This window comes from Streptomyces sp. Ag109_G2-15, assembly GCF_900215565.1.
Taxonomy (GTDB): Bacteria; Actinomycetota; Actinomycetes; order Streptomycetales; family Streptomycetaceae; genus Streptomyces; species Streptomyces diastatochromogenes.
In genome coordinates this window covers 5,798,115-5,823,346 of sequence record NZ_OCNI01000001.1, presented here as the reverse complement: position 1 = coordinate 5,823,346, position 25,232 = coordinate 5,798,115, and the positions used below count along the sequence as shown (strand labels likewise).

Below are 25,232 nucleotides of genomic sequence, written 5' to 3'. Positions count from 1 at the left end.
AACCGCCCACGAGCTGCGGATACGAACGGGATCAAGCCGGATGACCGGTTAGGCGTTCTTGTACATCGGTGGCGGATGTGCTTACACCGGTGGCCAGGGGATCGCCGGCCACTCCCCGCTCGGCTCCGGGTGCCGGCCGGAGGTGAGCAACGCCTCGACACGCGCGCGCGTGGCGTCGATTTCGGCCGTCGTGAGGAGTCCGGCCAGCCGCACGGACAGCTCCCCGCCGTCGGAAAGGGTCTTCTTCAGCCTTTTGAGCACCTCGACGGCGTCCGGGGTGAGCGGCTCACCGGCCCAGCCCCACAGCAGCGTGCGCAGCTTGTTCTCGACGTTGAAGGCGACCCCGTGATCGATGCCGTAGAGCCGGCCGTCCGCGGTGGGCAGCAGATGGCCGCCCTTGCGGTCGGCGTTGTTGATCACCGCGTCCAGGACGGCGAGGCGGCGCAGCCGCTCGTCGTCGGCGTGCACCAGCAGCGCGGTACGGCCCTCGCCTACCTCGGCGAACCCGATCGCCTTCCAGCCGGGTTCGGGCTCCTCGGCGTCGACCAGGGCGAGCAGCTCGGCCTCGGCGTTCACGTCGATCCACAGCTGGCACATGCCCTCGCCGTAGGGGCCGTCGCGCAGCACGGTCGGCGGGACGAGCCCCCAGCCGGTGGCCTCGGAGACCTCGTAGGCGGCCACCTCGCGGCCGGCCAGGGTGCCGTCGGGGAAGTCCCACAGCGGGCGCTCGCCGGCGACCGGCTTGTACACGCACGATGCTTCCTGCCCGTCGTTCGCGACCGTGCAGAACAGCGCCGCGTTGGACGCGTCACGGATGCGGCCGCGCACCTTCAGCTCACCGATGGTGAGCAGTTCGGCAGCGGTCACGCTCCGCGGCGGTATCCGTTCTGGCGCGGACATACGTGTCCTTCCGGATCGAGCGGGAGGCTGCACAGCGGGCACGGCGGCCGCCCGGCGTTGACGACGTCCAGGGCGCGCTTGGCGAAGGCCCTGGCCTGCGCGCCGGTCAGCCGGACCCGCAGCATCGGGGGCCCGTTCTCCTCGTCCTGGAGCAGCCGCTCCTCGGCCTCGGCGAGGTCCTCCTCGGTGTCGGCGTCCAGCTCCACGAGAGCCTGCGCCTCCACGATCATGCGCTGTTCCTCGCCGTCCCAGGCCAGAGCCATGGTGCCGACCCGGAACTCCTCCTCGATGGGGGTGTCCAGCGGGCCGGTGTCGGCGATCTCCGTGGGCGCCACGGCGGGGACGGCGGCGCTGCCGCCACTGCGCCGTACGACCTCGTCCAGCAGTTCGTCCATGCGTTCGGCGAGCGCGGCGACCTGGGTCTTCTCCAGAGCCACGCTGGTCACCCGGGAGCCTGCGATGGCCTGGAGGAAGAACGTACGGCGTCCGGGCAGCCCGACCGTGCCGGCCACGAAGCGGTCCGGCGGATCGTAGAGGAACACCTGACGGGACACGTCCTGTCTCCATTGGATTCGAGAGTTGGTGCGGTGCGGGCGGTGCGTGAAGGCGACTGTGCGGACCGCTTCACCCTACTGCTCCCGACGATCACGGTGCGCCCGCACCGCCTCCGACCGGTGCGTCTTCCCCCGGAGGTTCCTCGCGCGGGGCAAGGGAGGCGAAATCGCCGGTGTCGCCGAGACGAACGAGAAACGGCCTGAGGCGGGTGTAGCGGATCGCGGTGACGGAGCACGGCTCCACGGAGATCCGCTGGAACAGGTCGAGATGCAGTCCGAGGGCGTCCGCGACCAGTGACTTGATGATGTCGCCGTGCGAGCACATCAGGTAGACGGCGTCGGCCCCGTGGTCGCGCTCCACGCGCGCGTTCCACTCGCGTACGGCCTCGGCGGCGCGGGTCTGCATGGCCCGCATCGACTCGCCGCCGGGGAAGGCCGCGGCCGAGGGGTGCGCCTGGACGACCTCCATCAGCGGTTCGTCCTTCAGCTCGGCGAGCTTGCGGCCGGACCAGTCGCCGTAGTGGCACTCACCGATCCGTTCGTCGGTGTGGGCGCGCAGCCCGGGCCGGGCTTCCAGCAGCGGTCGTACGGTCTCCTGACAGCGCTCCAGGGGGCTGATGACGACCTCGGAGATCGGCAGCCCGTCGAGGCGGCCGGGCAGCGCGGCGGCCTGCGCGGCCCCCCGCTCGTCCAGGGTGACGCCTGGCGTCCATCCGGCGAGCACGCCCGAGGTGTTGGCGGTGGACCGTCCGTGCCTGACGAGGATCAACGTGGGCATGCGGCCCAGGGTAAGCGCTTCTCGACATGCGGCGGCGGGCGGGCGAAGGGAGAATGCGCTCCGTGATCGTGGACTGCGCCGTGTACCGGGACGGGCACCGTACCGAGGGCCCGGAGGACCTGTCCGACGCCCTGGAGGAGGCACGGGCGGCGGGCGGGTTCGTGTGGATCGGGTTGTACGAGCCGTCGGAGCGGGAGTTCGACCTGGTCACCGAGGAGTTCAGGCTGCATCCACTGGCGGTCGAGGACGCCCTCAAGGCCCACCAGCGGCCCAAGCTGGACGTGTACGACGACTCGCTGTTCATGGTCCTCAAGCCGGTGATGTACGAGCCCGAGAGCGACACCGTCACGGCCGGCGAGGTCATGGTCTTCATCGGCGACGGCTTCGTGGTGACCGTCCGGCACGGCGAGGTCCAGCCGCTGGCCGCCGTACGGCACCGGCTGGAGGAGGACCCGGAGATGCTGGCCAAGGGCCCCACCGCGGTGCTGTACGCGATCTCCGACGCCACCGTCGACCACTACCTGGACGTGGCGACGGAGCTGCAGACGGACCTGGAGGAGCTGGAGGCCGAGGTGTTCCAGCCGGAGCGCGGCGGCACTCGCCACACCGCGTCCCGGATCTACAACTTCAAGCGCCAGATCCTGGAGTTCCGCCGGGCCACCGTGCCCCTGACGGTGCCGCTGACCCGGCTGGGCGGTACCGGCGCGCTCGGCGTCGGGGTGCCCTTCGTGCACGAGAAGGCGCGGCCCTTCTTCCGTGACGTGTACGACCACCTCGCGCGCGTGAACGAGTCCGTGGAGGGCCTGGACCGGCTGGTGTCGGACATCCTGTCGGCGCATCTGGCGCAGATGAGCGTGCGGCAGAACGACGACATGCGGAAGATCTCCGCGTGGGCGGCGATGGCGGCGGTTCCCACGATGATCGCAGGGGTCTACGGCATGAACTTCGACCACATGCCCGAGCTGCACTGGCTGTGGTCCTATCCGGCGGTGATCGTGCTGATGGGTGCCCTGGAGGTGCTGCTGTACCGCACGTTCAAGGACCGCGGCTGGCTGTGAGCGCGGCTCAGGCGAACTCCCGGGCGGGGGTGGCGGGCCCGCCGAGGGCGTTGCGGCGCTCGGGCATGCGCAGGGTCACCATGCGGTGCCAGCCGGCCAGGCGCTCGTAGGCGTACACGGCGTGGATACCGGCCGCGAGCGCCGCCGACCTGGCCCGCGGCCAGTCGAGGATGCGGCCCATGTGGGCCGTCACGGCGAGGCTGACGTCCCGGTAGACGCGGATCTCGGCGAGCGCGCACGCGCGCAGGGTGCGCTGGATGAGCCGGCCGTGCCCGGCGGCGGCGAAGCGGAGCAGTTCCTCGTGGGTGTAGGCGAGGTGGTTGTCCTCGTCGCCCGAGATCATCCGTACGGCCCTGCCGACCTCGGGATGGTCGCCGAAGTACGTACGGAGTATCACCATCTGCTCGGCGGCGCGCTGTTCGGTGACCCGGCTGTGCGAGAGGTAGACGATGACGTCTCGCACGGTGAGCGGCTCGTCCCGCTTGAGCTTCTCGTGGGCGAGACCGATGCCCTCGCGCTCCAGGAGCATCGTGTAGTCGGTCTCGGGCGGGACCGGGACCGGGGTGAGGCCGCGCTTCCTCAGCAGGGCGTTGAAGATGCGCCCGTGCTTGTCCTCGTCGGCTCCGTGCCGGGCGATCTTGGGGGCCATCGCCCGTTCGCTCTGCGGTACCAGCGCGGCGATCCGGCCGTTCTCCCAGCCGCCCTGGGACTCTCCGCTGGCGGCGATGGAGCAGAAGAGCCGGAAGGACTCGTCGTCGTCGAGGATCTCCTGGAACAGACTCTTGGCCGAAAGCATGGCAGACACCTCTCTGCACGATTCCGCGCTGCACGATCCGCAGGTTTCCGCAAAGAACGAGTCAAATGCGGACAGAGGGGAGCCGCAACAGCAGTGCGGGCCGACTCGGCCGAAAGGTGGAGCGCCGGGGTCGTAACCGCGCGGCGCCCGGCGCGTTGTTCCCCGTGACGGCCGTGGCGGGGAAGACCCCCGAGCCCCCACCACGGCCGCTGAAAACTCCCGCCGGGAACTCCCCTGTCAGGCGAGCCCGGCGCGTTCCATGGCCTCGGTGCCGGCCCGCAGGGAGGCGATCCGCTCGTCCAGCGTGAAGCCGGCGGGGGCGAGGGTGAGGGTGGTGACCCCGGCGGCGGCGTAGGCCTTCATGCGGTCGGCGATGCGCTCCACCGAGCCGAGCAGCGTGGTCTTGTCGATGAGGTCCTGCGGGATCGCGGCCGCGGCCCCCTCCTTGTCGCCGGACAGGTACTTGTCCTGGATCTCGGCGGCCTCCTTCTCGTACCCCATGCGCTGGGCGAGCTGGTTGTAGAAGTTCTGCTTGCGGCTGCCCATGCCGCCCACGTACAGCGCCGTGTAGGGGCGGAAGGTGTCGGCCAGCCGGGGCACGTCCTTGTCGTCGCCGACGGCGAGCGGCAGCGTCGGGCAGATGTCGAACCCGTCGAGGGTCTTGCCGGCCTTCTCCCGGCCCGCCCGCAGGTACTTGATGGCGGTGTCCTCGAGGTGCTCGGCCGAGGGGAAGATCAGCAGCGCGCCGTCGGCGATCTCACCGGTCTGCTCCAGGTTCTTGGGGCCGATGGCGGCGATGTACAGCGGGATGTGCTCGCGCTCCGGGTGCACGGTCAGCTTGATCGGCTTGCCCGGTCCGCCGGGCAGCGGCAGCGTCCAGTGCTCGCCCTCGTACGACAGGCGCTCGCGGGTCATCGCCTTGCGCACGATCTCCACGTACTCGCGCGTGCGCGCCAGCGGCTTGTCGAACTTGACGCCGTACCAGCCCTCGGAGACCTGAGGCCCGGAGACGCCGAGGCCGAGCCGGAAGCGGCCCTTGGACAGCGAGTCCAGCGTCGCCGCGGTCATCGCCGTCATCGCCGGCTGCCGGGCCGGGATCTGGAAGATGGCCGAGCCGACGTCGATGCGCTCGGTCTGCGCGGCGACCCAGCTGAGCACCGTGGCCGCGTCGGAGCCGTACGCCTCGGCGGCCCAGCACACGGAGTAGCCCAGCCGCTCGGCCTCCTGCGCCACGGCCAGATTGTCCGCGTCCATCCCGGCACCCCAGTAGCCGAGGTTGATCCCGAGCTGCATGGCCGATTCCCCTTACCCATGAGTAACGTCCCTTGGCGGAGACCTTAGCGCGGGGGCGGGGCAAAGGGGCAGGGCATGCCGGGGATCGGCGGCCGGAAGCCCGGTCCCCCGCTGTGAAGATGCGCGGTCCCTCCCTGTGAATCGGAGTTATCCACAGGCAACCCACGGCACCAGTTCTGGCCAGTAATCTCGCGCACATGGAGCAGAGGCATCTCGGCCGCACAGGCCTGCGCGTGTCCCGGATCGGACTCGGCACCCTCACCTGGGGCCGGGACACCGACGAGCACGACGCCGCGGACATGCTGAAGGCGTTCTGGGAGGCCGGCGGAACCCTCGTCGACACCGCGGACGTGTACGGCGACGGTGAGGCGGAGTATCTGCTCGGGCAGCTCATAGACGGCCTGGTGCCGCGCCGGGACCTGGTGATCTCGACGAAGGCGGGCAGCGTCCCCGACCCCGACCGCCGCTTCGACGGCTCCCGCGGCCATCTGCTCGCCGCTCTGGACGCCTCGCTGGCCCGGCTCGGCACGGACCACGTCGACGTCTGGCACATCCACGCCTTCGACCCCGACACCCCGCTGGAGGAGACGCTCCAGGCCCTCGACCTGGCGGTGAGCAGCGGCCGCGCCCGGTACGCCGGCGTCTCCAACTTCTGCGGCTGGCAGCTCGCCAAGGCGGCCACCTGGCAGCTCGCCGCACCGGGCACCCGCACCCGGCTGGCCAGCACACAGCTGGAGTACTCGCTGCTCCAGCGCGGCGTCGAGCGGGAGGTGCTGCCCGCCGCGCTCGACCTGGGCGTCGGTCTGCTGCCCTCCTCCCCGCTGGGCCGCGGCGTGCTGACCGGCAAGTACCGGCACACCACTCCCCCGGACTCACGCGCCGCCTCCGAGCACCTGGCGCCGTTCGTCGCGCCGTACCTCGACGACACCGCGACGCGCATCGTGGACGCGGTGCAGACGGCCGCCGACGGGCTCGCGGTCACCCCGCTCCAGGTGGCCCTCGCCTGGGTCCGGGACCGGCCCGGAGTGGCCGCCCCGATCGTCGGCGCGCGCAACGCGCAGCAGCTCACGGCGGCATTGTCAGTGGAGGCCCTTAGTCTTCCTGACGAGATCTGCCGGGCGCTCGACGATGTGTCGGCACCCCTGCACCGCTATCCCGATCACGACTGGAGCACGCTGTGAGCACGGAGCCGGAGACCACGGAGGACACCGGGCCGGGGACCCCGGAGGGCCTGGAGACCCCGGAGGCCCCGGAGGCCCTGGGTCAGGAGACGGCGCCCGAGGACAGCGGTGGGGGCCGTGGCGCGGGGGTGGAGAACGCGGAGGTTTCCGGGGACGCGGGCGACGGGGCGGTGGAGAGCGGCGGCGCCGCCGGCGACGGCGGTGCTGCAGCAGCCGAGGGTGAGGGCGCGTCCCAGCTGTCCGAGGCCGAGGCCGAGCTGGCCGCCCAGCGGGTCGAGCGGGAGCGGATCGAGCGGCGCAAGGCCGAGAAGAGGGGGACCGTCGAGAGCGGCGCCAAGCTGAGCGGCAAGGCGGCCGACCTGCTCGCCGCGATCCGCGCGGTGGAGAGCGGCGAGAAGCCGGTCGCCACGGTCTTCGCCGAGCCCGAGCCGGCCCCGCGCCGCCCCGTCCCGGAGCCCGTCCGCCGGCCGCAGCCCGCCCCGGCCGCCCTCGCACCCGGCGCCCCCGCCGCCGAGGCCGTCGAGGCCGTCCGTCGTGTGCTGGGCGAGGGCGGCGCCCCCGAGGCCCTCGCGCCCCAGGTGGCGGCGGCCCTCGGTGAGGGCGCCGACACCACGCTCCGGGAGGACCCCTGGCAGCTGCTGCGGATCGGCGGCGTACGGCCGGAGCAGGCCGACGGGTTCGCGCGGGCGCTGCTCGGCGCGGCCTGCGCCCCCGACGACGAGCGGCGGGTCCGCGCGGTGACGGTCTGGCTGCTGGAGCAGGCGGCGCTGGCCGGGCACACCGCCCTGGAACTGCCGGCGCTCACCGCGGCCCTGGCCCAGCGGGGCGTGCCCGACCCGGACGCGGCCGTGCAGGACACGATCGCCGAGGGCGAGGCGCTGGTCTTCCAGGACGCCCTGGAGGAGCCGGGTGCCCCGGCCCCGCAGGAGGAGGACGGCGAGGAGGGCGAGGAGGAGCGCCCGGTCCGTGTCCTCGCCGGCCTGGAGCGGTACGCGCTCGCCGAGGAGAGCCTCGCCGACGGCCTGGCCCGCCTGGTCAACTCGCTGTCCGAGGAAGCCGCGGAGAGGTGGGAGGCGGCCGCGGCCGGGGCGACCGGCGGTGCCGCCGAGCTGGCCCGCGCCGCCGCCGGGCACGGCCTGGTGCTGCACACCGGCGCGGAGGCGGCCCGCGCCGAACCGGCCGCCCTGCTCGGCGCCGCCCGCGCCGCCGGCCTGCGGGCGTTCGCCGTCTGCCACACCCCCGACGGCCGCCGTCGCCTCGCCGCGCTGGTGGGCGAGGAGCCGGAGGCGGCCGTAGGCACCATTGCCGGCCTGCTCTCCGGTGCCGAGGGCCCCGGCCGGGACGCGGACGGCGCCCTGGACCTCGATCTGCTGATCGTGCTGGACGCGCCCCAACTCGACGTGGAGAGCGCCGCGATGCTGGTCGAGTCGCTGCCCGACGGCGCCCGGCTGGTGCTGAGCGGCGACCCCGCGGTGCTGTGGTCGGCCGGACCCGGGCGGGTCTTCGCCGACCTGCTCGCGGCCCGCGCCTGCCCGCAGATCGCCTCCCGCACCCCCGACCCCGGCCCGCTCGGCGAGCTGGTCTCCGGCATCGGCGTCGGCGAGCTGCACCAGGTCGAGGCGCCCGGCAAGGAGATCGTCATCGTCCCGGTGCGGGACGCGGGCGAGGCCGTGCACCGGACCGTGCAGCTGGTCGCGGACTCGGTGCCGCGGGCCATCGGCGTGCCGCCCGAGCAGACCGTGGTGATCACCCCGGGCCACGGCGGAGCGGCGGGCACCCGGGCGCTCAACTCCGCCCTGAAGGAACGCCTCAACCCCGGCCCCGGCCGCTTCGGCGGCTTCGACCCCGGCGACCGGATCGCCTACTCCCCCACCCCGGGCCGTACGGTGCCGGGCCGGGTGGTGAACGCCGACGCCGACGGGCTGCACCTGGAGTGCGCGGGCGCCCCTGTCGTCGTACCGCGGGAGCGGGTGGAGCAGTGCGTACGGCACGGCTGGGCGCTGACCGCGCACCAGGCGGTGGGCGGCCGCTGGCCTGCGGCCGTGGTGGTGCTGCCCGGCGACGCCGCGCAGACGCTCAGCAGACCCTGGGTGTACACGGCGTTCGGCCGGGCGGAGCGGCATCTGTCGGTCGTGCACGGCGTGGAGCAGGCCCTGCCGAAGGCGGTGGCGGAGGTCCCGGCCAAGGCCCGCACGACGCGGCTGCAGACGCTGCTGCGCACCCAGGTCGCCTCAGTGGGCTGACCCTCTCCTTCTCTCGGTGGGGGGAGGTGCCGTACCGGCCTCGGGTCGCACGGCACCCCCGCCTCCTCACCTCACCGCTCGGCGTCCAGCGGCTCCAGGTCCTCGTCCTCGTCCCTGTCGAGTTCGAGGTCGTCCTCCTCGTCGATGTCGTCGGAGACGTCCTCGTCGAACACCGCGCTGACGTCGAACCGGCACACGACCCGCTGCGGGTCGACCTGCTCGAACGGTGCCTCCAGCCACTCCCCGGGCTCGGCCGGCTCGTCCGCCGCGGTGACCCAGAGCGTGGAGTCGCCCTCCTCCAGGCCGAACTCCTTGTGCCGGGAGGCGATCTCGTCCGGTTCGAACTCGCCGAACAGGACGCCCAGCGCCCCGTGGACCGTACCGGCGCCGTCCTCGCCCGCGCCGCCGCCGTCCTCGAACTCCACCGCCTCGACCCGCTGGGCCTGCGCCAGCAGCCGCTGGGGTTCCGCCACGGCGTAGTCGCGGCGGATCAGCACACTGATCGCGTTCGGTTCCTCGGGGCCCGCGTACGGCGGCAGCGAGTCTTCCGCACCGGGGATCTCGAAGGGCGTGACCTCGTCGTAGCGGTCGTAGAGCAGCTCGTCGTACACCTCGGCGGCCGCGGCCAGCTGGTTGAACGCCTCGTAGACGGCCGGGTCGTCCTCCCCCGACCTGCGTTCGACCGCCGCCAGGTGACGGTCGAGCGCGGTCTTGACCGCCTCGACGGCGGCGCGTACCTCGGCAGCGGTGGGCTGCGCAGCATCAGACATAGTGCAGACGCTATCCGTACCGGGCACCAGCCCGCACAATAGATGCGATGCCGGAATACGAATTTGTCGACGTGTACGTACCGCGCGGGGTGTCCCGCAAGGAGGCGACACGTCTGCTGACCGACCATGCCGAGTACGGACACTGGGAGTTGGACCGACTGAGCCTGCTGCGCGACGGCAGCCGCAGGGTGCGGTTGCGCCGGCGGATCATCCGCCAGGTGCGGGCCACGTGGTGAAGCGGGACGCATGAACGGAGCGGGCCCCGCCGTCCTGGCAGGGCCCGCTCCGTTGTCCGGCTGCCGCGCTACGCCGAGGCCCGGGCCTTGCGGTACAGCACCGCGCCCGCGAGCAGCGCGCCCGCGCCCACCGGCAGCGCGAGGCCCAGCGGCACGTCACTGCCGGTGTGGGCGAGCTGCGCGGTGCTCAGGTAGGTGCTGGAGCGTCCGCCCTGCTGCTTGACCTGGGACGAGCCGTGGGGAGTGTGGCTCCCCGTGGTGGGCGGCGTGCCCTGGTGGCCCGGAGTTCCCGGGTGCCCCGGCGTACCAGGGTGACCAGGCGTACCCGGGTGGCCCGGCTGACCGGGGTGACCGGGCTGGCCCGGGTGGCCAGGCTGTCCCGGGTGGCCAGGCTGACCGGGATGCCCCGGCTCGCCCGGGTGCCCCGGCTGTCCGGGCGGGTTGTCGTGCCCGCCGCCCGGCGGCTGGCTGTGGTGACCGCCGCCGTTGGCACAGTCGTTGCCCGTCGTGGCGTTGCCCGCCCCGACGACGTCCACGCTGTTGCCGCACACGTTCACCGGGACGTCGATCGGCACCTGGACGGTGTTGCCGGAGCCGACGCCGGGCGAGCCACTGCTGTGGCCGCCCGCGTGCGAGCCGCCGGAGCTGCCGGAGCCGCTCGAGTCGCCGTAACCCCCCGCGTCACTGCCACCGTGATTGGCGCATTTGTTGCCCACGGACGGGTTGAGGAGCCCGACGACGTTCACGGTGTTGCCGCAGACGTTCACCGGTGCGTGCACCGGCGCCTGCACCGTGTTGCCGGACAGTACGCCGGGCGAGCCGGTCGCGGAGCCGACCGCGCCCGAGTCGGCCTGGGCGTAGCCGCTCGCGGCGGCGATCACACCGGTGGCGGCCGCCATCGTCATCAGGCCCTTGCGGGTGCCCTGTCGCATTTCTGTATTCCCCCCTGCCTTCGTTCTCCGTACATTCCCGCGAAAAGGATTTCCGCGGTAAAAGACCGGTCGGCCGCGGAGCGCATGGCGCGCGCTCCGAGGCCGACGGCTCGTAGAAGACGCCCCTCAGAAAGTCGGCGTCAGTCGTTGATGCAGGTGTTGCCAAAGGCGGGGTTCAGGAGCCCGATCACGTTGATCGTGTTGCCGCACACGTTCACCGGGACGTGCACGGGCACCTGGACGACGTTGCCGGAAATGACGCCGGGCGAGTGCACGGCGGCACCCTGGGCACCCGAGTCGGCGACGGCCAGGCCCGCGCCGGCGAGAACCAGACCACCGGTGGCAGCCGCAGCAGCGACGACCTTCTTGATCATTATTCCTCCTTGTAGGCAATGCGATCCCAAGATGCGGGGATCACATCATCAGTAACGAGGAGGGAGTAATGGAGCTACGAGCTTATCGTCGCATTCACTCTTCTCAGTCGATCTCGTACGGGCGCCCGAATACCTGGGCCCAAGACTTCACGACGCGTCGATGAATCGGTCGAGCACGCGCACGCCGAACTTCAGCCCGTCGACCGGAACCCGCTCGTCCACGCCGTGGAACATGCCGGCGAAGTCCAGCTCCGGCGGCAGCTTGAGCGGCACGAAGCCGAAGCCGCGGATGCCGAGGTCGTCGAAGGACTTGGCGTCGGTCCCGGCGGAGAGCGTGAAGGGGATCGCCTTGGCGGTCGGGTCCTCTGCCAGCAGCGAGGACTGCATGGCCTCGACGAGCGCCCCGTCGAAGGTGGTCTCGATCGCCTTGTCGGCGTGCACGTCCTCGCGGCGGATGTTGGGCCCGAGCAGCCGGTCGAGGTCGGCGAGGAACTCCTCCTCGTGGCCCGGCAGGAACCGTCCGTCGATGTGTGCGGTGGCCTCGCCGGGGATGACGTTGACCTTGTAACCGGCGTTCAGCTGGGTGGGGTTGGCGGTGTTGGACAGGGACGCGCCGATCAGCTTCGCGATCCCGCCGAGCTTGGCCAGGGTGGCCTCCATGTCCTCCGGGTCCAGCTCGGTGCCGAGCGCGTCGCCGAGTTCGTCGAGAAAGGCCCGGGTGGTCTTGGTGACCCGCACCGGGAACTTGTGCCGGCCGACCCGGGCGACCGCCTCGGACAGCTCGGTGATGGCGTTGTCCCGGTGGATCATCGACCCGTGTCCGGCAGTGCCGGCCACGGTCAGCTTCATCCAGTGCATGCCCTTCTGGGCTGTCTCGATCAGGTACAGCCGCCGCTGCTCGTTCACCGTGAAGGAGAAGCCGCCCACCTCGCTGATCGCCTCGGTGACGCCCTCGAACAGGTCCGGGTGCTTGTCGACCAGGTGCCGGGCGCCGTACGTGCCGCCGGCCTCCTCGTCGGCGAGGAAGGCGAGCACGATGTCCCGCGGCGGGCGCCGCCCGCTGCGCAGCCGGTCGCGCACGACCGCGAGGGTCATGGCGTCCATGTCCTTCATGTCGACGGCCCCGCGCCCCCACACGCACCCGTCGGCGACCTCTCCGGAGAAGGGGTGGTGGGTCCAGTCGTCGGCGTTGGCCGGTACGACGTCCAGGTGGCCGTGGATGAGCAGCGCGGGCCGGGACGGGTCCTCGCCCTCGATCCGGGCCACGGTGGAGGCGCGTCCCGGGTGCGACTCGAAGATCTTCGGCTCCAGCCCGACCTCGGCGAGCTTCTCCGCGACGTATTCGGCGGCCTTGCGCTCGCCGGGGCCCGAGTGGTCGCCGTAGTTGCTGGTGTCGAACCGGATCAGCTCGCGGCAGAGGTCCACGACCTCGTCCTCGCCGGTGACGCCCTTGGCCGTGTCCGTCTCGCTCACGCTGCTTCCTCCCGCTGTCTGCTGGTGGTCCTCCTCATCCTCCCTCCGGCCCGGCCCCGGACCCAAGACCGGTCCCGGCCCGTCACACGCCGTTCACGCGGGATCGGAGGGCGGGACGGGGTGTGATCAGCCACCCCCGAAAGCCTGGTAATGTTTCCTTCGTCGCCACGGGGGAAGCCCCGCACGACAGACACCTTGTCCGGGTGGCGGAATGGCAGACGCGCTAGCTTGAGGTGCTAGTGCCCTTTATCGGGCGTGGGGGTTCAAGTCCCCCCTCGGACACCAGTGAGGGCCCCTGTTCATCAGGGGCCCTCTGCTTTTCCCGCCTTGGCGAGGCTCTGGCTGCGCGAACTGCCCCTGAATGTCCGCTCCTTGGCGGTGTGTGTGGGGCATGTCTCGTCCCGCGCGAAGATCCGCAGGTCAGCAACCTCGGGCCGGTGCTCCGCGCACCCCCGTACAGCCCTCCCGAGTGGCCCGACCAAGGGCCGGAGCCTAGCGTCGTACTAAGATTTCCGGTTTGTTACCGAGCTGGAGTCGGACAACCCCAGGCAGACCTGCGGGCCCGCCAGCGCCCCGGAGGCTTCCGGGATCGAGACGCGAGGACCGATGGCAGCCATAGACGAGAGCAGCGCTCTCGGCCTGCTCGACGAAGAGATCCGCACGCAGTTCGGCGACAGGGCACGCTTCTCCGCCGGGCCCGCCGCCTCGCCGCGCACGCTGGTCGACGTCTTCGACGCGTCCGTGCGGTCGTACCCGGACGAACTCGCGCTGGACGACGGCACCCACCGTCTCACCTACCGTGGGCTGGCCGTGGAGGTGGAGCGGCTGCGGCGGCGGCTCGCCGATGCGGGGGTCGGGCTCGGGGACCGGGTCGGGGTGCGGGTTCCGTCGGGGACCAATGAGCTGTACGTCGCGATTCTCGCCGTTCTCGCCGCCGGCGCCGCCTATGTCCCCGTCGACGCCGAGGACCCGGACGAGCGGGCCGAGTTGGTGTTCGGGGAGGCCGAGGTACGGGCCGTCATCGGGGCGGGACACCAGGTCACCGTCAATGGTGCCTCCGAGACCCCGGCCGCCCGGCCCGGTGTCGAGCACGACGCCTGGATCATCTTCACCTCCGGGTCCACCGGGAAGCCGAAGGGCGTTGCCGTCACGCACCGCAGCGCCGCCGCGTTCGTCGATGCCGAGGCCGCGTTGTTCCTGGCCGAGGAGCCGATCGGGCCCGGGGACCGGGTCATGGCGGGGCTGTCCGTGGCGTTCGACGCGTCCTGCGAGGAGATGTGGCTGGCCTGGCGGTACGGCGCCTGTCTGGTGCCCGTGCCTCGGTCGCAGGTCAGGAGCGGTGCCGATCTGGGGCCCTGGCTGGTCGAGCAGGAGATCACCGTCGTCTCGACCGTGCCCACGCTGGCCGCGCTGTGGGAGCCCGAGACCCTCAACGACGTGCGGCTGCTGATCTTCGGCGGTGAGGCCTGCCCGCCCGAGCTGGCGCAGCGGCTGGTCACGGAGGGGCGCGAGGTGTGGAACACCTACGGGCCGACCGAGGCGACCGTCGTGGCCTGTGCGGCGCTGATGACCGGTGAGGGGCCGGTGCGGATCGGGCTTCCGCTGAACGGGTGGGAGCTGGCCGTCGTCGACGAGGGCGGAGAGCCCGTTCCGATGGGCGCCGGCGGGCAGCTGGTGATCGGCGGGGTCGGGCTCGCGCGGTATCTCGATCCCGAGAAGGACGCGGAGAAGTACGCGCCGCTGGAGTCGCTGGGCTGGGAGCGGGCGTACCGCAGCGGTGACCTGGTCAAGGCCGAGCCCGAGGGACTGGTCTTCCTGGGGCGGGCCGACGAGCAGATCAAGCTCGGCGGGCGGCGGATCGAGCTGGGCGAGGTGGATGCCGCGCTGCAGGCGCTGCCCGGTGTGGCGGGAGCCGCCGCCGCGGTGCGCACCGCCCGCAGCGGCAACCAGCTCCTCGTCGGGTACGTCGTCACCCAGGACGGCTGGGACCACGCGGCCGCCGTCGAGAAGCTGCGCGCGGAGCTGCCGGCCGCGCTGGTGCCGCTGCTCGCGCCCGTCGCCGAGCTGCCGACCCGGACGTCCGGGAAGGTGGACCGGAACGCCCTGCCCTGGCCGCTGGAGGGCGTGGAGGCCCCCAAGGCCGACCTGTACGGCACCGAGGCCTGGCTCGCCGAGCAGTGGGCCGAGGTGCTGGGCATCCCGGTGACCGGCGCCTCCGACGACTTCTTCGCGATCGGCGGCGGCAGTCTGGCCGCCGCCCAGCTCACCACCCGGCTGCGCACCCGCTACCCGAGCGCCGCCGTCCTCGACATCTACCAGCAGCCCACGCTGCGCAAGCTGGCCCGGCGCCTGGAGGCCTCGGCGCAGGACGACGGCGCGCAGCGGACGATCGCGCCGGTGCCGGTGCGCGCGCAGGCCGTCCAGCTCCTGGTGCTCGTCCCGCTGGTCACGCTGCTCGGGCTGCGCTGGACGGTGGTCCTGGCCGCCGCCGGGAACCTGCTGCCCGGCTACGCCTGGCTGCCGACCGCCCCCTGGTGGCTGCTCGCGGCCGGTGCGCTGCTGTTCTTCAGCCCGCCCGGCCGGATCGCGCTCGCGGCGGGCGGGGCGCGGCTGCTGCTGCGCGGCCTTGCGCCCGGGCGGTACCCGCGGGGCGGGAGTGTGCATCTGCGGCTGTGGACCGCCGAGCGGCTGGCCGAGTTCAGCGGGGCCACTTCGCTGACCGGATCGTGGCTGGAGCGGTACGCGCGGGCGCTGGGCGCCAAGGTCGGGCCCGAGGTGGATCTGCACTCGCTGCCGCCGGTCACCGGCCTGCTGCGGCTGGGGCGCGGGGCCGCCGTGGAGTCCGAGGTGGACCTGCGCGGGTACTGGCTGGACGGTGACCGGCTGGAGGTCGGTCCGGTGAAGGTCGGCGCGCACGCCGTCGTCGGGACGCGCAGCATGCTGTTCCCGGGCGCGCGGGTCGGCAAGCGGGCCGAGGTGGCGCCCGGCTCGGCGGTCACGGGGCAGGTGCCCACCGGTCAGCGGTGGGCGGGCGCGCCCGCGGTCAAGCTCGGCAAGGCCAAGCGCAACTGGCCGAAGCAGCGGCCGCAGCGGGGCACGTACTGGCGGGTCATGTACGGCGTGACGGGCATGGCGCTCAGCGCCCTGCCGCTGCTCGCGGGCGTGGTCGCGCTGCTGGTCGCCCGGGTCTTCGTGACGCCCGGCAGCTCTCCGGCCCAGGCTCTGCGCGGGGCCGCGCTCGGGCTCGTCCCGGCCACGCTCGCCTACGGCCTGGCGTACGCGCTGCTGATCCTGGTCGCCGTACGGCTGCTCAGCCTGGGGCTGCGCGAGGGCACGCATCCGACGCACAGCCGGGTCGGCTGGCAGGCGTGGACCGTGACGCAGCTGATGGACCGGTCCCGGGAGACGCTGTTTCCGCTGTACGCCGGGCTGGTCACGCCGGTGTGGCTGCGGCTGCTGGGGATGCGTGTCGGGCGCGGTGCCGAGGTGTCGACCGTGCTCGCGCTGCCGAGCCTGACCACCGTCGGGGACGGGGCCTTCCTGGCGGACGACACGCTGACCGCGCCGTACGAGCTGGGTGGCGGCTGGGTGCGGATCGGGCACGCGGAGATCGGGCGGCGGGCCTTCCTCGGGAACTCGGGGATGACCGCGCCGGGGCGGAGCGTGCCGGACGGCGGTCTGGTCGGCGTGCTGTCGGCGACGCCGAAGAAGGCGAAGAAGGGCACCTCGTATCTGGGGCTGCCGCCGGTGAAGCTGCCGCGCAGCGCCGCCGGTGGGGACCAGAGCCGTACGTACGACCCGCCCGCCCGGCTGCTGTGGGCGCGCGGTCTGGTGGAGCTGTGCCGGATCGTGCCGGTCTTCTGCTCGGCGGCGCTGGCCGTGCTGACGGTGGCGGCGCTGTGTGCGCTGGGGCCGTGGGCGCCAATGCTGTCGGGGCTGGTGCTGCTCGCGGCCGGGGCCGCGGCCGCGCTCGCCTCCGTCGTGGCGAAGTGGCTGCTGGTGGGGCGGCACCGCGCCGCGGAGCATCCGCTGTGGAGTTCCTTCGTGTGGCGCAACGAGCTGGCGGACACGTTCGTCGAGGTGCTGGCGGTGCCGTGGCTGGCCGGGGCCGTGCCGGGCACGCCGGTGATGACGGCGTGGCTGCGCGGGCTCGGCGCCCGCATCGGCAAGGGCGTGTGGGTGGAGAGCTACTGGCTGCCGGAGGCCGACCTGGTGACCCTGGCGGACGCGGCCACTGTGAACCGCGGCTGCGTCCTGCAGACTCACCTCTTCCACGACCGGATCTTGCGGACGGATACTGTGGTCCTCCGTGAGGGCGCCACGCTGGGCCCTGGCGGGATCGTGCTGCCCGGCAGCACGATCGGGGCCCGTACGACCCTGGGTCCCGCGTCGCTCGTCATGGCCGCGGAGTCCGTCCCCGACGACACCCGCTGGCTGGGCAACCCGATCGAGGCGTGGCGTCCGTGAGCGCAGCCTTTTCGGGGCCGGTGGGCGGTCGACCGGCACGGAGTGGTGGCACAGCGCAGGGAGCGGACACAGCAGTGGCAGTTCAGCAGTCGGTCGGCCCGGACCCGTACTTCCCGGACAACGGTGACTCCCGCTACCGGGTGCACCGCTACGAGATCACGCTGGACTACCGCCCGGGCCCGAACCGGCTGGCGGGCACGGCCCGGATCAACGCGATCGCGGGACGGACGGCGCTCGCCGAGTTCCAGCTCAACCTGGCCGACTTCAAGATCGGCCGGGTGCGGGTGGACGGCCGGCAGCCGCACTACACGCACCGGGGCGGCAGGCTGCGCATCCGCCCGGCCAAGCCCGTGCGGGCGGGGGCCGCGTTCACGGTCGAGGTGCACTGGTCCGGCAACCCCAAGCCGGTGGCGACGCCCTGGGGCGGGATCGGCTGGGAGGAGCTGTCGGACGGGGCGCTGGTGGCGAGCCAGCCGATCGGGGCGCCGTCCTGGTACCCGTGCAACGACCGGCCGGCCGACAAGGCGTCGTACCTGATCTCGGTCACCACGCCGTCCGCGTACGCGGTGGTCGCGGGCGGGCGCCTGCTGACCCGTACGACGAAGGCCTCGACGACCACCTGGGTGTACGAGCAGGCCGCGCCCACGTCCAGCTATCTCGTCGGTCTGGCGATCGGCAAGTTCCAGACGGTGCTGCTGGGCGACCCGGGACCGGGCGGCATCCCGCAGCACGGGCACATCCCCGCGCATCTGCTGCCCGAGTTCTCCCGGGACTTCGCGCGGCAGCCCGCGATGATGGAGCTGTTCCAGGAGCTGTTCGGGCCGTACCCGTTCGACGAGTACGCGGTCGCGGTGACCGAGGAGGAACTCGATGTGCCCGTCGAGGCACAGGGGTTGTCGCTGTTCGGCTCCAACCACGTGGACGGCGCCCGGGGTTCGGAACGGCTGGTGGCGCACGAGCTGGCGCACCAGTGGTTCGGCAACTGCGTGTCCATCGCCGACTGGCGGCACATCTGGCTGAACGAGGGCTTCGCCAAGTATGCGGAGTGGCTGTGGTCCGAGCGCTCGGGCGGCCGCAGCGCCCAGCAACTGGCCGCCGCCGCACACCGGTTGCTGTCCACGCTGCCGCAGGACCTCCGGCTGGCCGACCCGGGCCGCAAGTCGATGTTCGACGACCGGCTCTACGAGCGGGGCGGCCTGACCCTGCACGCCGTGCGCTGCGCGCTGGGCGACGAAGCGTTCTTCCTCATGCTGCGCAGCTGGGTACGGCTGCACCGGAACGGGTCGGTGACGACATCGGTGTTCACCGCGCACGTGGCCCGGTTCGCGGAGGAGCCGCTGGACGGGCTGTTCAAGGCGTGGGTGTACGGGGCGGCGCTGCCGCCGCTGCCGACGCTGGGCTCGCGGGCGGCCGTCTAGTTCTCGAACTCCAGCAGCACCTTGCACGAGCGGCTCCGGTCGGCGGCCAGGGCGAAGGCCGCCTCGGCCTCCTGTACCGGGACCACCGCGCTGATCAGCCCGTCGAACTCGGCGCGGGCCGCGAGCAGGTGCAGTGCGTCGTCGAACTCGGTGTCGAAGCGGAAGGCGCCCCGCAGCTCGATCTCGCGGCTCACCAGCAGGTTCCCGGGGAAGGGGCTCGGCCCCGGCGGCAGCATCCCGAGCTGGACGACCACACCGCCGCGCCGCACCAGCCGCAGGCAGGTGTCCAGGCCGGCCGCCGCGCCGGACGCCTCCACGGCCACGTCCGCCTCGGCCGGCCGCCCGGTGTCGTCCGGGTCGTCGGCCCGTACGAGGGTGTCGGCCCTGGCGACGGCCGCGTAGGCGAGGGCCTCGGGCAGCAGGTCGGTCGCCGTCACCCGTGCCGCGCCGGCCGCCTTGGCCGCCGCGACCACCAGGCAGCCGATCGGCCCGGCCCCGGTCACCAGCACATGCCGGCCGGACACGTCCCCGGCCCGCCGCACCGCGTGCAGCGCCACCGCGAGCGGCTCGGCGAGCGCCGCCCGCCGCAGCCCGAGCCCGTCCGGCAGCTGCCTCAACTGCCCGGCCGGTACGGCCACTTGACCGGCGAACCCGCCCTGCACATGCGGGAAGCGGGCCGCGCTGCCGAGGTAGCGGGTGGCCCGGCACACGTTCGCCTGCCCGGCGCCGCACTCCGGGCAGCGCCCGCAGGGGGTCGCGGGGTGCACGGCGACCGCGGTACCCGGAGCCGGGCCGGTGGCTCCGGGGCCGTAGGAGACCACGGTGCCCACGACCTCGTGCCCGAGCACCATCGGCTCCCTGAGCCGGAAGTCGCCGACGCCGCCGTGCCGCCAGTAGTGCAGGTCGGAGCCGCACACACCGCCGTACCGGACGGCCACCAGGGCCTGGCCCGGCCGGGGTTCGGGGTCCGGCAGCTCCGCCACCCGCAGCTCCCCCGCGCCGTGGATCACACAACCCAGCATGTCCGCCGCCCCTTTCAGAGCACGCTCGTCATACCGCCGTCGACGTACAGGACCTGCCCGCTGACGAAGTCGGCGGCGGGCGAGGCGAGGAAGAGCACCCCGCCCACCAGGTCCTCGGTACGGCCCCAGCGGCCGGCCGGGGTGCGGCGACGCACCCAGGCGCTGAACTCCTCGTTCTCGACGAGGGGTCTGGTCAGCTCGGTCTCGATGTAGCCGGGTCCGAGCCCGTTGACCTGGACGCCGTACGGGCCCCAGTCGGCGCACATGCCCTTGGTGAGCATCTTCAGCGCGCCCTTGGTGGCGGCGTAGGGCGCGATGCCCGGCCGTGCCACCTCGCTCTGCAGCGAGCAGATGTTGATGATCTTGCCGTGGCCGCGTTCCGTCATCCGCCGGGCCGCCTCCCGGCCGACCAGGAACGCGCTGGTGAGGTTGGTGTCCAGGATCCGGTGCCAGTCCGTGTCCGTGAACTCCAGCAGCGGGGCGCGTAGTTGCATGCCCGCGTTGTTGACGAGGATGTCGAGCGGGCCCACCCGCTCCTCGACGTCCGCGATGCCGGCGGCCACTGACGGACCGTCGGTCACGTCGAATGCCGCCGTGTGCACCCGGTCGCCGGGCAGCGAGGCGGCCGCGTCGGCCAGCCGGTCCGGGTCGCGCCCATTGAGGACCACCGTGCAGCCGGCCTCCGCCAGGCCCCGGGCCAGCGCGAGTCCGATGCCACGACTGGAGCCGGTGACCAGGGCCGTACGGCCGCCGATGTCGAAGAGAGGGTGAGCCGTCATCGTCGTACCGCTCCTAGATCACCAGGGACAACAGCAGGACCAGACCGCCGGCGACCACCGAGATGATCGTCTCCATCACCGACCAGGTCTTGACGGTCTGCCCGACGCTCAGCCCGAAGTACTCCTTCACCAGCCAGAAGCCGGCGTCGTTGACATGGCTGAAGAAGAGCGAGCCGGCGCCGATGGCGAGGACCAGCAGGGCGGTGTGGGTGGTCGACATGTCGGCCGCGAGCGGCGCGACCAGGCCGGCCGCAGAGATCGTCGCGACCGTCGCCGAGCCGGTGGCCAGCCGGATCGCCACCGCGATCAGCCAGGCCAGCAGCAGCGCCGGGATCGACCAGTCCTTGGAGATGTCCAGGATCATCTGGCCGACGCCGGAGTCGATCAGGGTCTGCTTGAAGCCGCCGCCCGCGCCGACGATCAGCAGGATGCCCGCGATGGGCATCAGGCCCTTGTCGACCGTCTGCTGGAGCCGCTCCTTGCCGAACCCGGCGGCCCGGCCCAGCGTGAAGAAGCCGACCAGCACGGCGGCGAGCAGCGCGATCAGCGGCGAGCCGATGATGTCGAAGACCCGCTGGTTCATGTTCGTGGGGTCGTCGACGACGATGTCCACCAGGGCCTTGGCCAGCATCAGCACCACCGGCAGCAGCATGGTGGCGAGCGTCGCGCCGAAGCCGGGCCGGCGCTCCAGTTCCTCGGAGGCGCGCTGCGGGAGCATGCGGTCGGGGGCCGGGACGTCCACCCAGCGGGCGGCGAACCGGGAGAAGACGGGGCCGGCGATGATCACCGTCGGTATGGCGACGAGGATGCCGAGCGCCAGGGTGACGCCCAGGTTGGCGCCGACCGCGTCGATCGCGACCAGCGGGCCGGGGTGCGGCGGGATCAGGCCGTGCATCACGGACAGACCGGCCAGCGCCGGGATGCCGATGCGCATCAGGGAGTAGTTGCCGCGCTTGGCGACCATCAGCACGACCGGGATCAGCAGCACGATGCCGACCTCGAAGAACAGCGGCAGGCCGACGACGGAGGCGATCAGCACCATCGCCCAGGGCATGGCGCGTCCGCCCGCCTTGGCGAGGATCGTGTCGACGATCTGGTCGGCTCCGCCGGAGTCGGCGAGGAGCTTGCCCAGGATCGCCCCGAGCGCGATCAGGACGCCCACGCCGGCCACGGTGGTGCCGAGCCCGGTGGTGAAGCTGACGATGGCCTTGTCGAGCGGTGCCCCGGCGACGGCCCCGAGGACCAGCGACCCGATGGTCAGCGCCAGGAAGGCATGGAGCTTGAACTTGGTGATGAGCAGGACGATGGTGGCGATGCCCACCAGGACGGCGATGCCGAGCTGGACGTGGCCGGCCGAGGTGATGGGCTGGACGGTGTCCGCTGCCAGCATCTCGACGCTGAGTCTGGTCACGGGGGTTCCCTTGCAGGTACGGGGGACGGGGGTGAGGTGCTACGCGGGGATGTCGGGAAGCGCGTCGAGTGCCTTCACGGCTCGATCGGTGATCTCCTGGGGGCCGCCGCTGACATCCACGGCGACTCCCCTCTCGTCCGGCTCCAGCGGCTGGAGCGTGGCGAACTGGGAGTCCAGCAGGGCGGTCGGCATGAAGTGACCCTGCCGGTGGGTCATCCGGTCCTCGATGAGCTTCCGGTCGCCCGTGAGGTGCACGAACACGATCCCGGGAGCCACGGACCGAAGCCGGTCGCGGTACGACCGCTTCAGCGCCGAGCTGCTGACCACCCCGCCGAGCCCGGCCCGCTCGTGCGCCCAGTGACCGATGGCCTCGAGCCACGGCCATCTGTCGGCGTCCTCCAGCGGGATCCCGGCCGACATCTTGTCGATGTTGGCCTGCGGGTGGAAGTCGTCACCCTCGGCGTACGGGACGCCCAGCCGGGCGGCGAGCAGAGGACCGATCGTGGTCTTGCCCGTCCCGGCGACGCCCATCACGACGACGACCTGGGGGGTGCGCATGACTGCCTCGCTGTCTTCCTCGACATCCGACGCCGACGTCCGGCGTCGCCACACTGAAACCCATTAGGTACGACGAATTCAAGAGTCTGTGACATATAAGTCTGACTTTTTGGCTCCGTGATCCACGCCGTACTCTGAGTGCATGAGCACACCGGGCCGGGGGCTGCACGGCCACGTACTGGACACCCTCGGTCCCGCGATCACTGCGGGCGAGTACCCTCCGGGCAGCGTTCTGCGCACCGACGAACTGGCCCAGCACTTCGAGGTGTCGCGATCCGTGATGCGCGAGGCGGTCCGGGTCCTGGAGTCCATGCATCTGGTCGAGTCCCGCCGCCGGGTGGGCGTCACGGTCCGCCCCAAGGCCGAGTGGAACGTCTACGACCCGCAGGTCATCCGCTGGCGCCTCGCGGGCGCCGACCGCCCGCACCAGCTGCGCTCCCTGACCGTGCTGCGCTCGGCGGTCGAGCCGGTGGCGGCGGGCCTGACCGCGAAGAACGCCACGGCCGAGCAGTGCGCCGAACTCACCGAGTGCGCGCTGGGGATGGTGGCCACCTCACGCGGCCACCGGCTGGAGGAGTACCTGGTCCACGACGTCGCCTTCCACCGGGTCATCCTCATGGCCTCGGGCAACGAGATGTTCGCCCGGCTCGGCGACGTCGTCGCGGAGGTGCTGGCCGGGCGCACCCATCACGAGGTGATGTTCGAGGACCCCGATCCGGCGGCCGTGACCCTGCACGTCCAGGTCGCGGAGGCGGTACGCGCGGGCGACGCGGCCCGCGCCGAACAGCTGACCAGGGAGATCACCATGGGCGCCCTCGAGGAGCTGGACATCCTGGCGCCCTAGACACGTCAGTCGCTTCAGTCGCTTCAGTCGAGGAAGTCCCCGTCGACGTACACCCACGCCCCGTCCACCCGCTCGAACCGGCTGCGCTCGTGCAGCGAGCCGCCGCGGTAGGAGGCGCGGAAGGTCACGGTGCCGGTGGTGTGGAAGGCCGACCCGTCGGTGCTGCCGAGGATCTCCAGCCCCGTCCACTTCATGCCCGGGTCCAGGTCCAGCCGCTCCGGCCGGGTGCCGGGATGCCACGTCCGCAGCAGATACCCGGCGTCCCCCTTGACGAACGCGCTGTACCGCGACCGCATCAGCGCCTCGGCGGTGGGCGCGGCGGCGGAACCCGAGTGGAAGCGGCCACAGCAGGCGTCGTAGGACTCGGGACGGCCGCAGGGGCAGGTGCGCGTGGTCATGGCCCACATTCTGCCCGTACCAGGGGAGGCGCCGACCGCCGCCGCGGTGCACAGTGGAAGAGGAGACGCGCCGGTGCGTCCCGTTGCCTCGCACGCAGTGAGGAGAGACGGACGATGACTCGACCCTTGAGCAACCGTCCTCCGTCCGTCAAGGAATGGCGGCTGAACCTGTACCTGTCCGAACACGACCCGGACACCACGGCCCGGATCATCCTGGACACCGGGGACAACGTCCTGGAGAGCCACGCGGAGGCCCGCAGGAACCCCTACGACACGGCGGTGCCCGATATCGGTGACGAACTCGCGGCCGGACGTGCGCTGATCGCCATGGGCCGTCTGCTGCTGCGCGCGGCCGCGGGCGACATGAAGGAGATGGGCGCGACCGAGACGGAGACTCCCGCTCCGCTCTGGCCGGCCCAGGGATGACGGAGCCCTGCCGTGCTCTTCACCGACCGGATCGAGGCGGGGCGCCGGCTGGGCCTGCGCCTCGAATACCTCAGGGGCCAGGACGTCGTGGTGCTCGGGCTGCCGCGCGGCGGGGTGCCGGTCGGCGCGGAGGTCGCCGAGGCGCTCGACGCGCCGCTGGACGTCTGCCTGGTGCGGAAGCTGGGCGTGCCCGACCAGCCCGAGCTGGGGATGGGCGCGATCGGCGAGGGCGACGTACGGGTGATCAACCAGGAGGTGCTGCGCGGCACCGGCGTCGGCCAGGCGGCCCTGGAGCGGGTCGAGCGGCACGAGCGCCAGGTGCTGGAGCAGCGGGCCGCCCGCTACCGGGGCGAACGCGCTCCCGTCAGCGTCGCCGGCCGGACCGTCGTGGTCGTCGACGACGGGGTGGCCACCGGCTCGACCGCGCGGGCGGCCTGCCGGATCGCCCGGGCCCGGGGTGCCGCGCGCATCGTGCTGGCGGTCCCCGTGGCACCGCGCGACTTCGCCCGGCGGCTCGGCGGGGACGCCGACGAACTGGTCTGCCTCGACACCCCGGACGACTTCTTCGCCATCGGCCAGTTCTACGGCGACTTCACCCAGACCGGCGACGACGAGGTCACGGCCTGTCTGCGGCAGGCCGCCAGGCGCCACGACCGGTTCGCCGGCACCGGCGCCGAGGACCGCGAGGTGGAGGTGGCGGCGGGTGCCGTACGGCTGCGCGGGCGGCTCACCCTGCCCGAGGGCGCGACCGGGGTCGTCGCCTTCGCCCACGGCAGCGGCAGCAGCCGGCACAGCCCGCGCAACCGGTTCGTGGCCGAGGGACTGAACGGGGCCGGTCTCGGCACCCTGCTGTTCGACCTGCTCACCGAGGACGAGGAGCGCGACCGGGCCAACGTGTTCGACATCGCGCTGCTGGCCGGGCGGCTGGCCGGTGCCACCGGCTGGCTGCGCGAGGAACCCGACGTCGAAGGGCTCGCCATCGGCTACTTCGGCGCCAGCACCGGCGCGGCCGCCGCCCTGTGGGCCGCCGCCGAACCGTCGGCCCGCCCCGCCGCGGTCGTCTCCCGCGGCGGCCGCCCCGACCTCGCCGGGCCGCGGCTGCCCGAGGTGACGGCGCCCACGCTGCTCATCGTGGGCGGCGCCGACATCCAGGTGCTCGGCCTCAACCGGGAGGCGCAGGCCCAACTGCGGTGCGAGAACCGGCTCGAGGTGGTCCCCGGCGCCACGCATCTGTTCGAGGAGTCCGGAACGCTGGAGCGGGTGACCGAGCTGGCCCGCGACTGGTTCACCGACCACATGGCACCCGCACACGTGTAGGTGG

General features: G+C 72.5%; 23 protein-coding genes and 1 tRNA gene. 10 read left to right on the top strand and 14 right to left on the bottom strand.

What is annotated here, in order from left to right; all coding sequences use genetic code 11:
- Positions 1–81 precede the first annotated feature (81 nt).
- The 3 genes from CRP49_RS26255 to CRP49_RS26245 all read right to left on the bottom strand — a co-directional run bounded on the left by CRP49_RS26255 (position 82) and on the right by CRP49_RS26245 (position 2,232).
- Positions 82–900 carry an SCO1664 family protein gene (locus CRP49_RS26255; RefSeq protein ID WP_097255613.1) on the bottom strand — a complete coding sequence of 273 codons (819 nt, stop codon included), beginning with the start codon at positions 898–900 and terminating at the stop codon, positions 82–84.
- Positions 864–1,454 carry a DUF3090 domain-containing protein gene (locus CRP49_RS26250; protein ID WP_094216792.1) on the bottom strand — a complete coding sequence of 197 codons (591 nt, stop codon included), beginning with the start codon at positions 1,452–1,454 and terminating at the stop codon, positions 864–866. The genes CRP49_RS26255 and CRP49_RS26250 overlap by 37 nt, the downstream gene beginning before the upstream one ends.
- Positions 1,455–1,545: 91 nt before the next feature.
- Positions 1,546–2,232, bottom strand: a complete 687-nt coding sequence (locus CRP49_RS26245; protein WP_097255612.1) for a histidine phosphatase family protein — start codon at positions 2,230–2,232, stop codon at positions 1,546–1,548.
- 62 nt (positions 2,233–2,294) lie between these two features.
- On the opposite strand from CRP49_RS26245, the gene corA reads away from it, so the two are divergent.
- Positions 2,295–3,290, top strand: coding sequence for a magnesium/cobalt transporter CorA (gene corA / locus CRP49_RS26240; RefSeq protein ID WP_179851753.1), 996 nt, complete (start codon positions 2,295–2,297; stop codon positions 3,288–3,290).
- Positions 3,291–3,297: 7 nt separating this feature from the next.
- On the opposite strand, the gene CRP49_RS26235 is transcribed toward corA, so the two are convergent.
- Together CRP49_RS26235 and CRP49_RS26230 are read right to left on the bottom strand one after the other, a co-directional pair.
- On the bottom strand, positions 3,298–4,086 hold the full coding sequence (locus tag CRP49_RS26235) for a hypothetical protein (protein WP_097255610.1): 789 nt from the start codon (positions 4,084–4,086) through the stop codon (positions 3,298–3,300).
- 237 nt (positions 4,087–4,323) lie between these two features.
- Positions 4,324–5,379, bottom strand: a complete 1,056-nt coding sequence (locus tag CRP49_RS26230; RefSeq protein WP_097255609.1) for an LLM class F420-dependent oxidoreductase — start codon at positions 5,377–5,379, stop codon at positions 4,324–4,326.
- Positions 5,380–5,576: 197 nt separating this feature from the next.
- Here CRP49_RS26230 and CRP49_RS26225 point away from each other — a divergent pair, with 197 nt between their 5' ends.
- Positions 5,577–6,560, top strand: coding sequence for an aldo/keto reductase (locus tag CRP49_RS26225; protein WP_094216787.1), 984 nt, complete (start codon positions 5,577–5,579; stop codon positions 6,558–6,560).
- Positions 6,557–8,803, top strand: coding sequence for a helix-hairpin-helix domain-containing protein (locus CRP49_RS26220; protein WP_097255608.1), 2,247 nt, complete (start codon positions 6,557–6,559; stop codon positions 8,801–8,803). The genes CRP49_RS26225 and CRP49_RS26220 overlap by 4 nt, the downstream gene beginning before the upstream one ends.
- Before the next feature lie 71 nt (positions 8,804–8,874).
- Here the strand turns inward: CRP49_RS26220 and CRP49_RS26215 are convergent, their stop codons facing one another.
- Positions 8,875–9,573, bottom strand: coding sequence for a hypothetical protein (locus CRP49_RS26215; protein WP_097255607.1), 699 nt, complete (start codon positions 9,571–9,573; stop codon positions 8,875–8,877).
- A 47-nt stretch (positions 9,574–9,620) separates the two neighbouring features.
- Between CRP49_RS26215 and CRP49_RS26210 the strand changes: the two genes are divergently transcribed.
- Positions 9,621–9,809, top strand: a complete 189-nt coding sequence (locus CRP49_RS26210; RefSeq protein WP_014671721.1) for a DUF5703 family protein — start codon at positions 9,621–9,623, stop codon at positions 9,807–9,809.
- A 68-nt stretch (positions 9,810–9,877) separates the two neighbouring features.
- Here CRP49_RS26210 and CRP49_RS48865 read toward each other — a convergent pair whose 3' ends face one another.
- From CRP49_RS48865 to CRP49_RS26195, 3 genes are all read right to left on the bottom strand, one after another.
- Entirely contained in the window at positions 9,878–10,741 is an 864-nt protein-coding gene (locus CRP49_RS48865; RefSeq protein ID WP_097255606.1) for a chaplin family protein, read from the bottom strand.
- Positions 10,742–10,881: 140 nt separating this feature from the next.
- The gene (gene chpH, locus CRP49_RS26200) at positions 10,882–11,115 is read right to left on the bottom strand and encodes a chaplin ChpH (protein ID WP_094216784.1); all 234 of its coding nucleotides are present in this window, start codon (positions 11,113–11,115) and stop codon (positions 10,882–10,884) included.
- Between the two features lie 147 nt (positions 11,116–11,262).
- Complete coding sequence (locus CRP49_RS26195) at positions 11,263–12,588, bottom strand: M20/M25/M40 family metallo-hydrolase (RefSeq protein WP_097255605.1); 1,326 nt, start codon at positions 12,586–12,588, stop codon at positions 11,263–11,265.
- A 197-nt stretch (positions 12,589–12,785) separates the two neighbouring features.
- On the opposite strand from CRP49_RS26195, the gene CRP49_RS26190 reads away from it, so the two are divergent.
- The 3 genes from CRP49_RS26190 (at position 12,786) to CRP49_RS26180 (ending at position 18,473) form a co-directional block, all read left to right on the top strand.
- Positions 12,786–12,873 (top strand) — tRNA-Leu (locus CRP49_RS26190).
- A 321-nt stretch (positions 12,874–13,194) separates the two neighbouring features.
- Positions 13,195–17,055 (top strand): Pls/PosA family non-ribosomal peptide synthetase, encoded by a 3,861-nt coding sequence (locus CRP49_RS26185; protein WP_097255604.1) that lies wholly within the window; start codon positions 13,195–13,197, stop codon positions 17,053–17,055.
- 74 nt (positions 17,056–17,129) lie between these two features.
- Positions 17,130–18,473 (top strand): M1 family metallopeptidase, encoded by a 1,344-nt coding sequence (locus tag CRP49_RS26180; RefSeq protein WP_097255603.1) that lies wholly within the window; start codon positions 17,130–17,132, stop codon positions 18,471–18,473.
- On the opposite strand, the gene CRP49_RS26175 is transcribed toward CRP49_RS26180, so the two are convergent.
- From CRP49_RS26175 to CRP49_RS26160, 4 genes are read right to left on the bottom strand one after another with little or no spacing between them, the layout of a single operon-like run.
- The gene (locus CRP49_RS26175; RefSeq protein WP_097255602.1) at positions 18,470–19,495 is read right to left on the bottom strand and encodes an L-idonate 5-dehydrogenase; all 1,026 of its coding nucleotides are present in this window, start codon (positions 19,493–19,495) and stop codon (positions 18,470–18,472) included. The two genes, CRP49_RS26180 and CRP49_RS26175, sit on opposite strands and share 4 nt — an antisense overlap.
- Positions 19,496–19,509: 14 nt before the next feature.
- Positions 19,510–20,274, bottom strand: coding sequence for a glucose 1-dehydrogenase (locus CRP49_RS26170; protein WP_097255601.1), 765 nt, complete (start codon positions 20,272–20,274; stop codon positions 19,510–19,512).
- 13 nt (positions 20,275–20,287) lie between these two features.
- Complete coding sequence (locus tag CRP49_RS26165; RefSeq protein WP_097255600.1) at positions 20,288–21,685, bottom strand: GntP family permease; 1,398 nt, start codon at positions 21,683–21,685, stop codon at positions 20,288–20,290.
- Positions 21,686–21,724: 39 nt separating this feature from the next.
- Positions 21,725–22,243 carry a gluconokinase gene (locus CRP49_RS26160; protein WP_097255599.1) on the bottom strand — a complete coding sequence of 173 codons (519 nt, stop codon included), beginning with the start codon at positions 22,241–22,243 and terminating at the stop codon, positions 21,725–21,727.
- Between the two features lie 142 nt (positions 22,244–22,385).
- Here CRP49_RS26160 and CRP49_RS26155 point away from each other — a divergent pair, with 142 nt between their 5' ends.
- Positions 22,386–23,087 carry a FadR/GntR family transcriptional regulator gene (locus CRP49_RS26155; RefSeq protein ID WP_094216776.1) on the top strand — a complete coding sequence of 234 codons (702 nt, stop codon included), beginning with the start codon at positions 22,386–22,388 and terminating at the stop codon, positions 23,085–23,087.
- Positions 23,088–23,110: 23 nt separating this feature from the next.
- On the opposite strand, the gene CRP49_RS26150 is transcribed toward CRP49_RS26155, so the two are convergent.
- A complete protein-coding gene (locus CRP49_RS26150; RefSeq protein WP_097255598.1) occupies positions 23,111–23,485 on the bottom strand; it encodes a YchJ family protein in 375 nt (124 codons plus the stop codon).
- Between the two features lie 114 nt (positions 23,486–23,599).
- On the opposite strand from CRP49_RS26150, the gene CRP49_RS26145 reads away from it, so the two are divergent.
- Together CRP49_RS26145 and CRP49_RS26140 are read left to right on the top strand one after the other, a co-directional pair.
- A complete protein-coding gene (locus CRP49_RS26145; protein ID WP_094216774.1) occupies positions 23,600–23,911 on the top strand; it encodes a dsRBD fold-containing protein in 312 nt (103 codons plus the stop codon).
- A gap of 12 nt (positions 23,912–23,923) precedes the next feature.
- On the top strand, positions 23,924–25,228 hold the full coding sequence (locus CRP49_RS26140) for a phosphoribosyltransferase (RefSeq protein ID WP_097255597.1): 1,305 nt from the start codon (positions 23,924–23,926) through the stop codon (positions 25,226–25,228).
- The last annotated feature ends 4 nt before the right edge of the window (positions 25,229–25,232 follow it).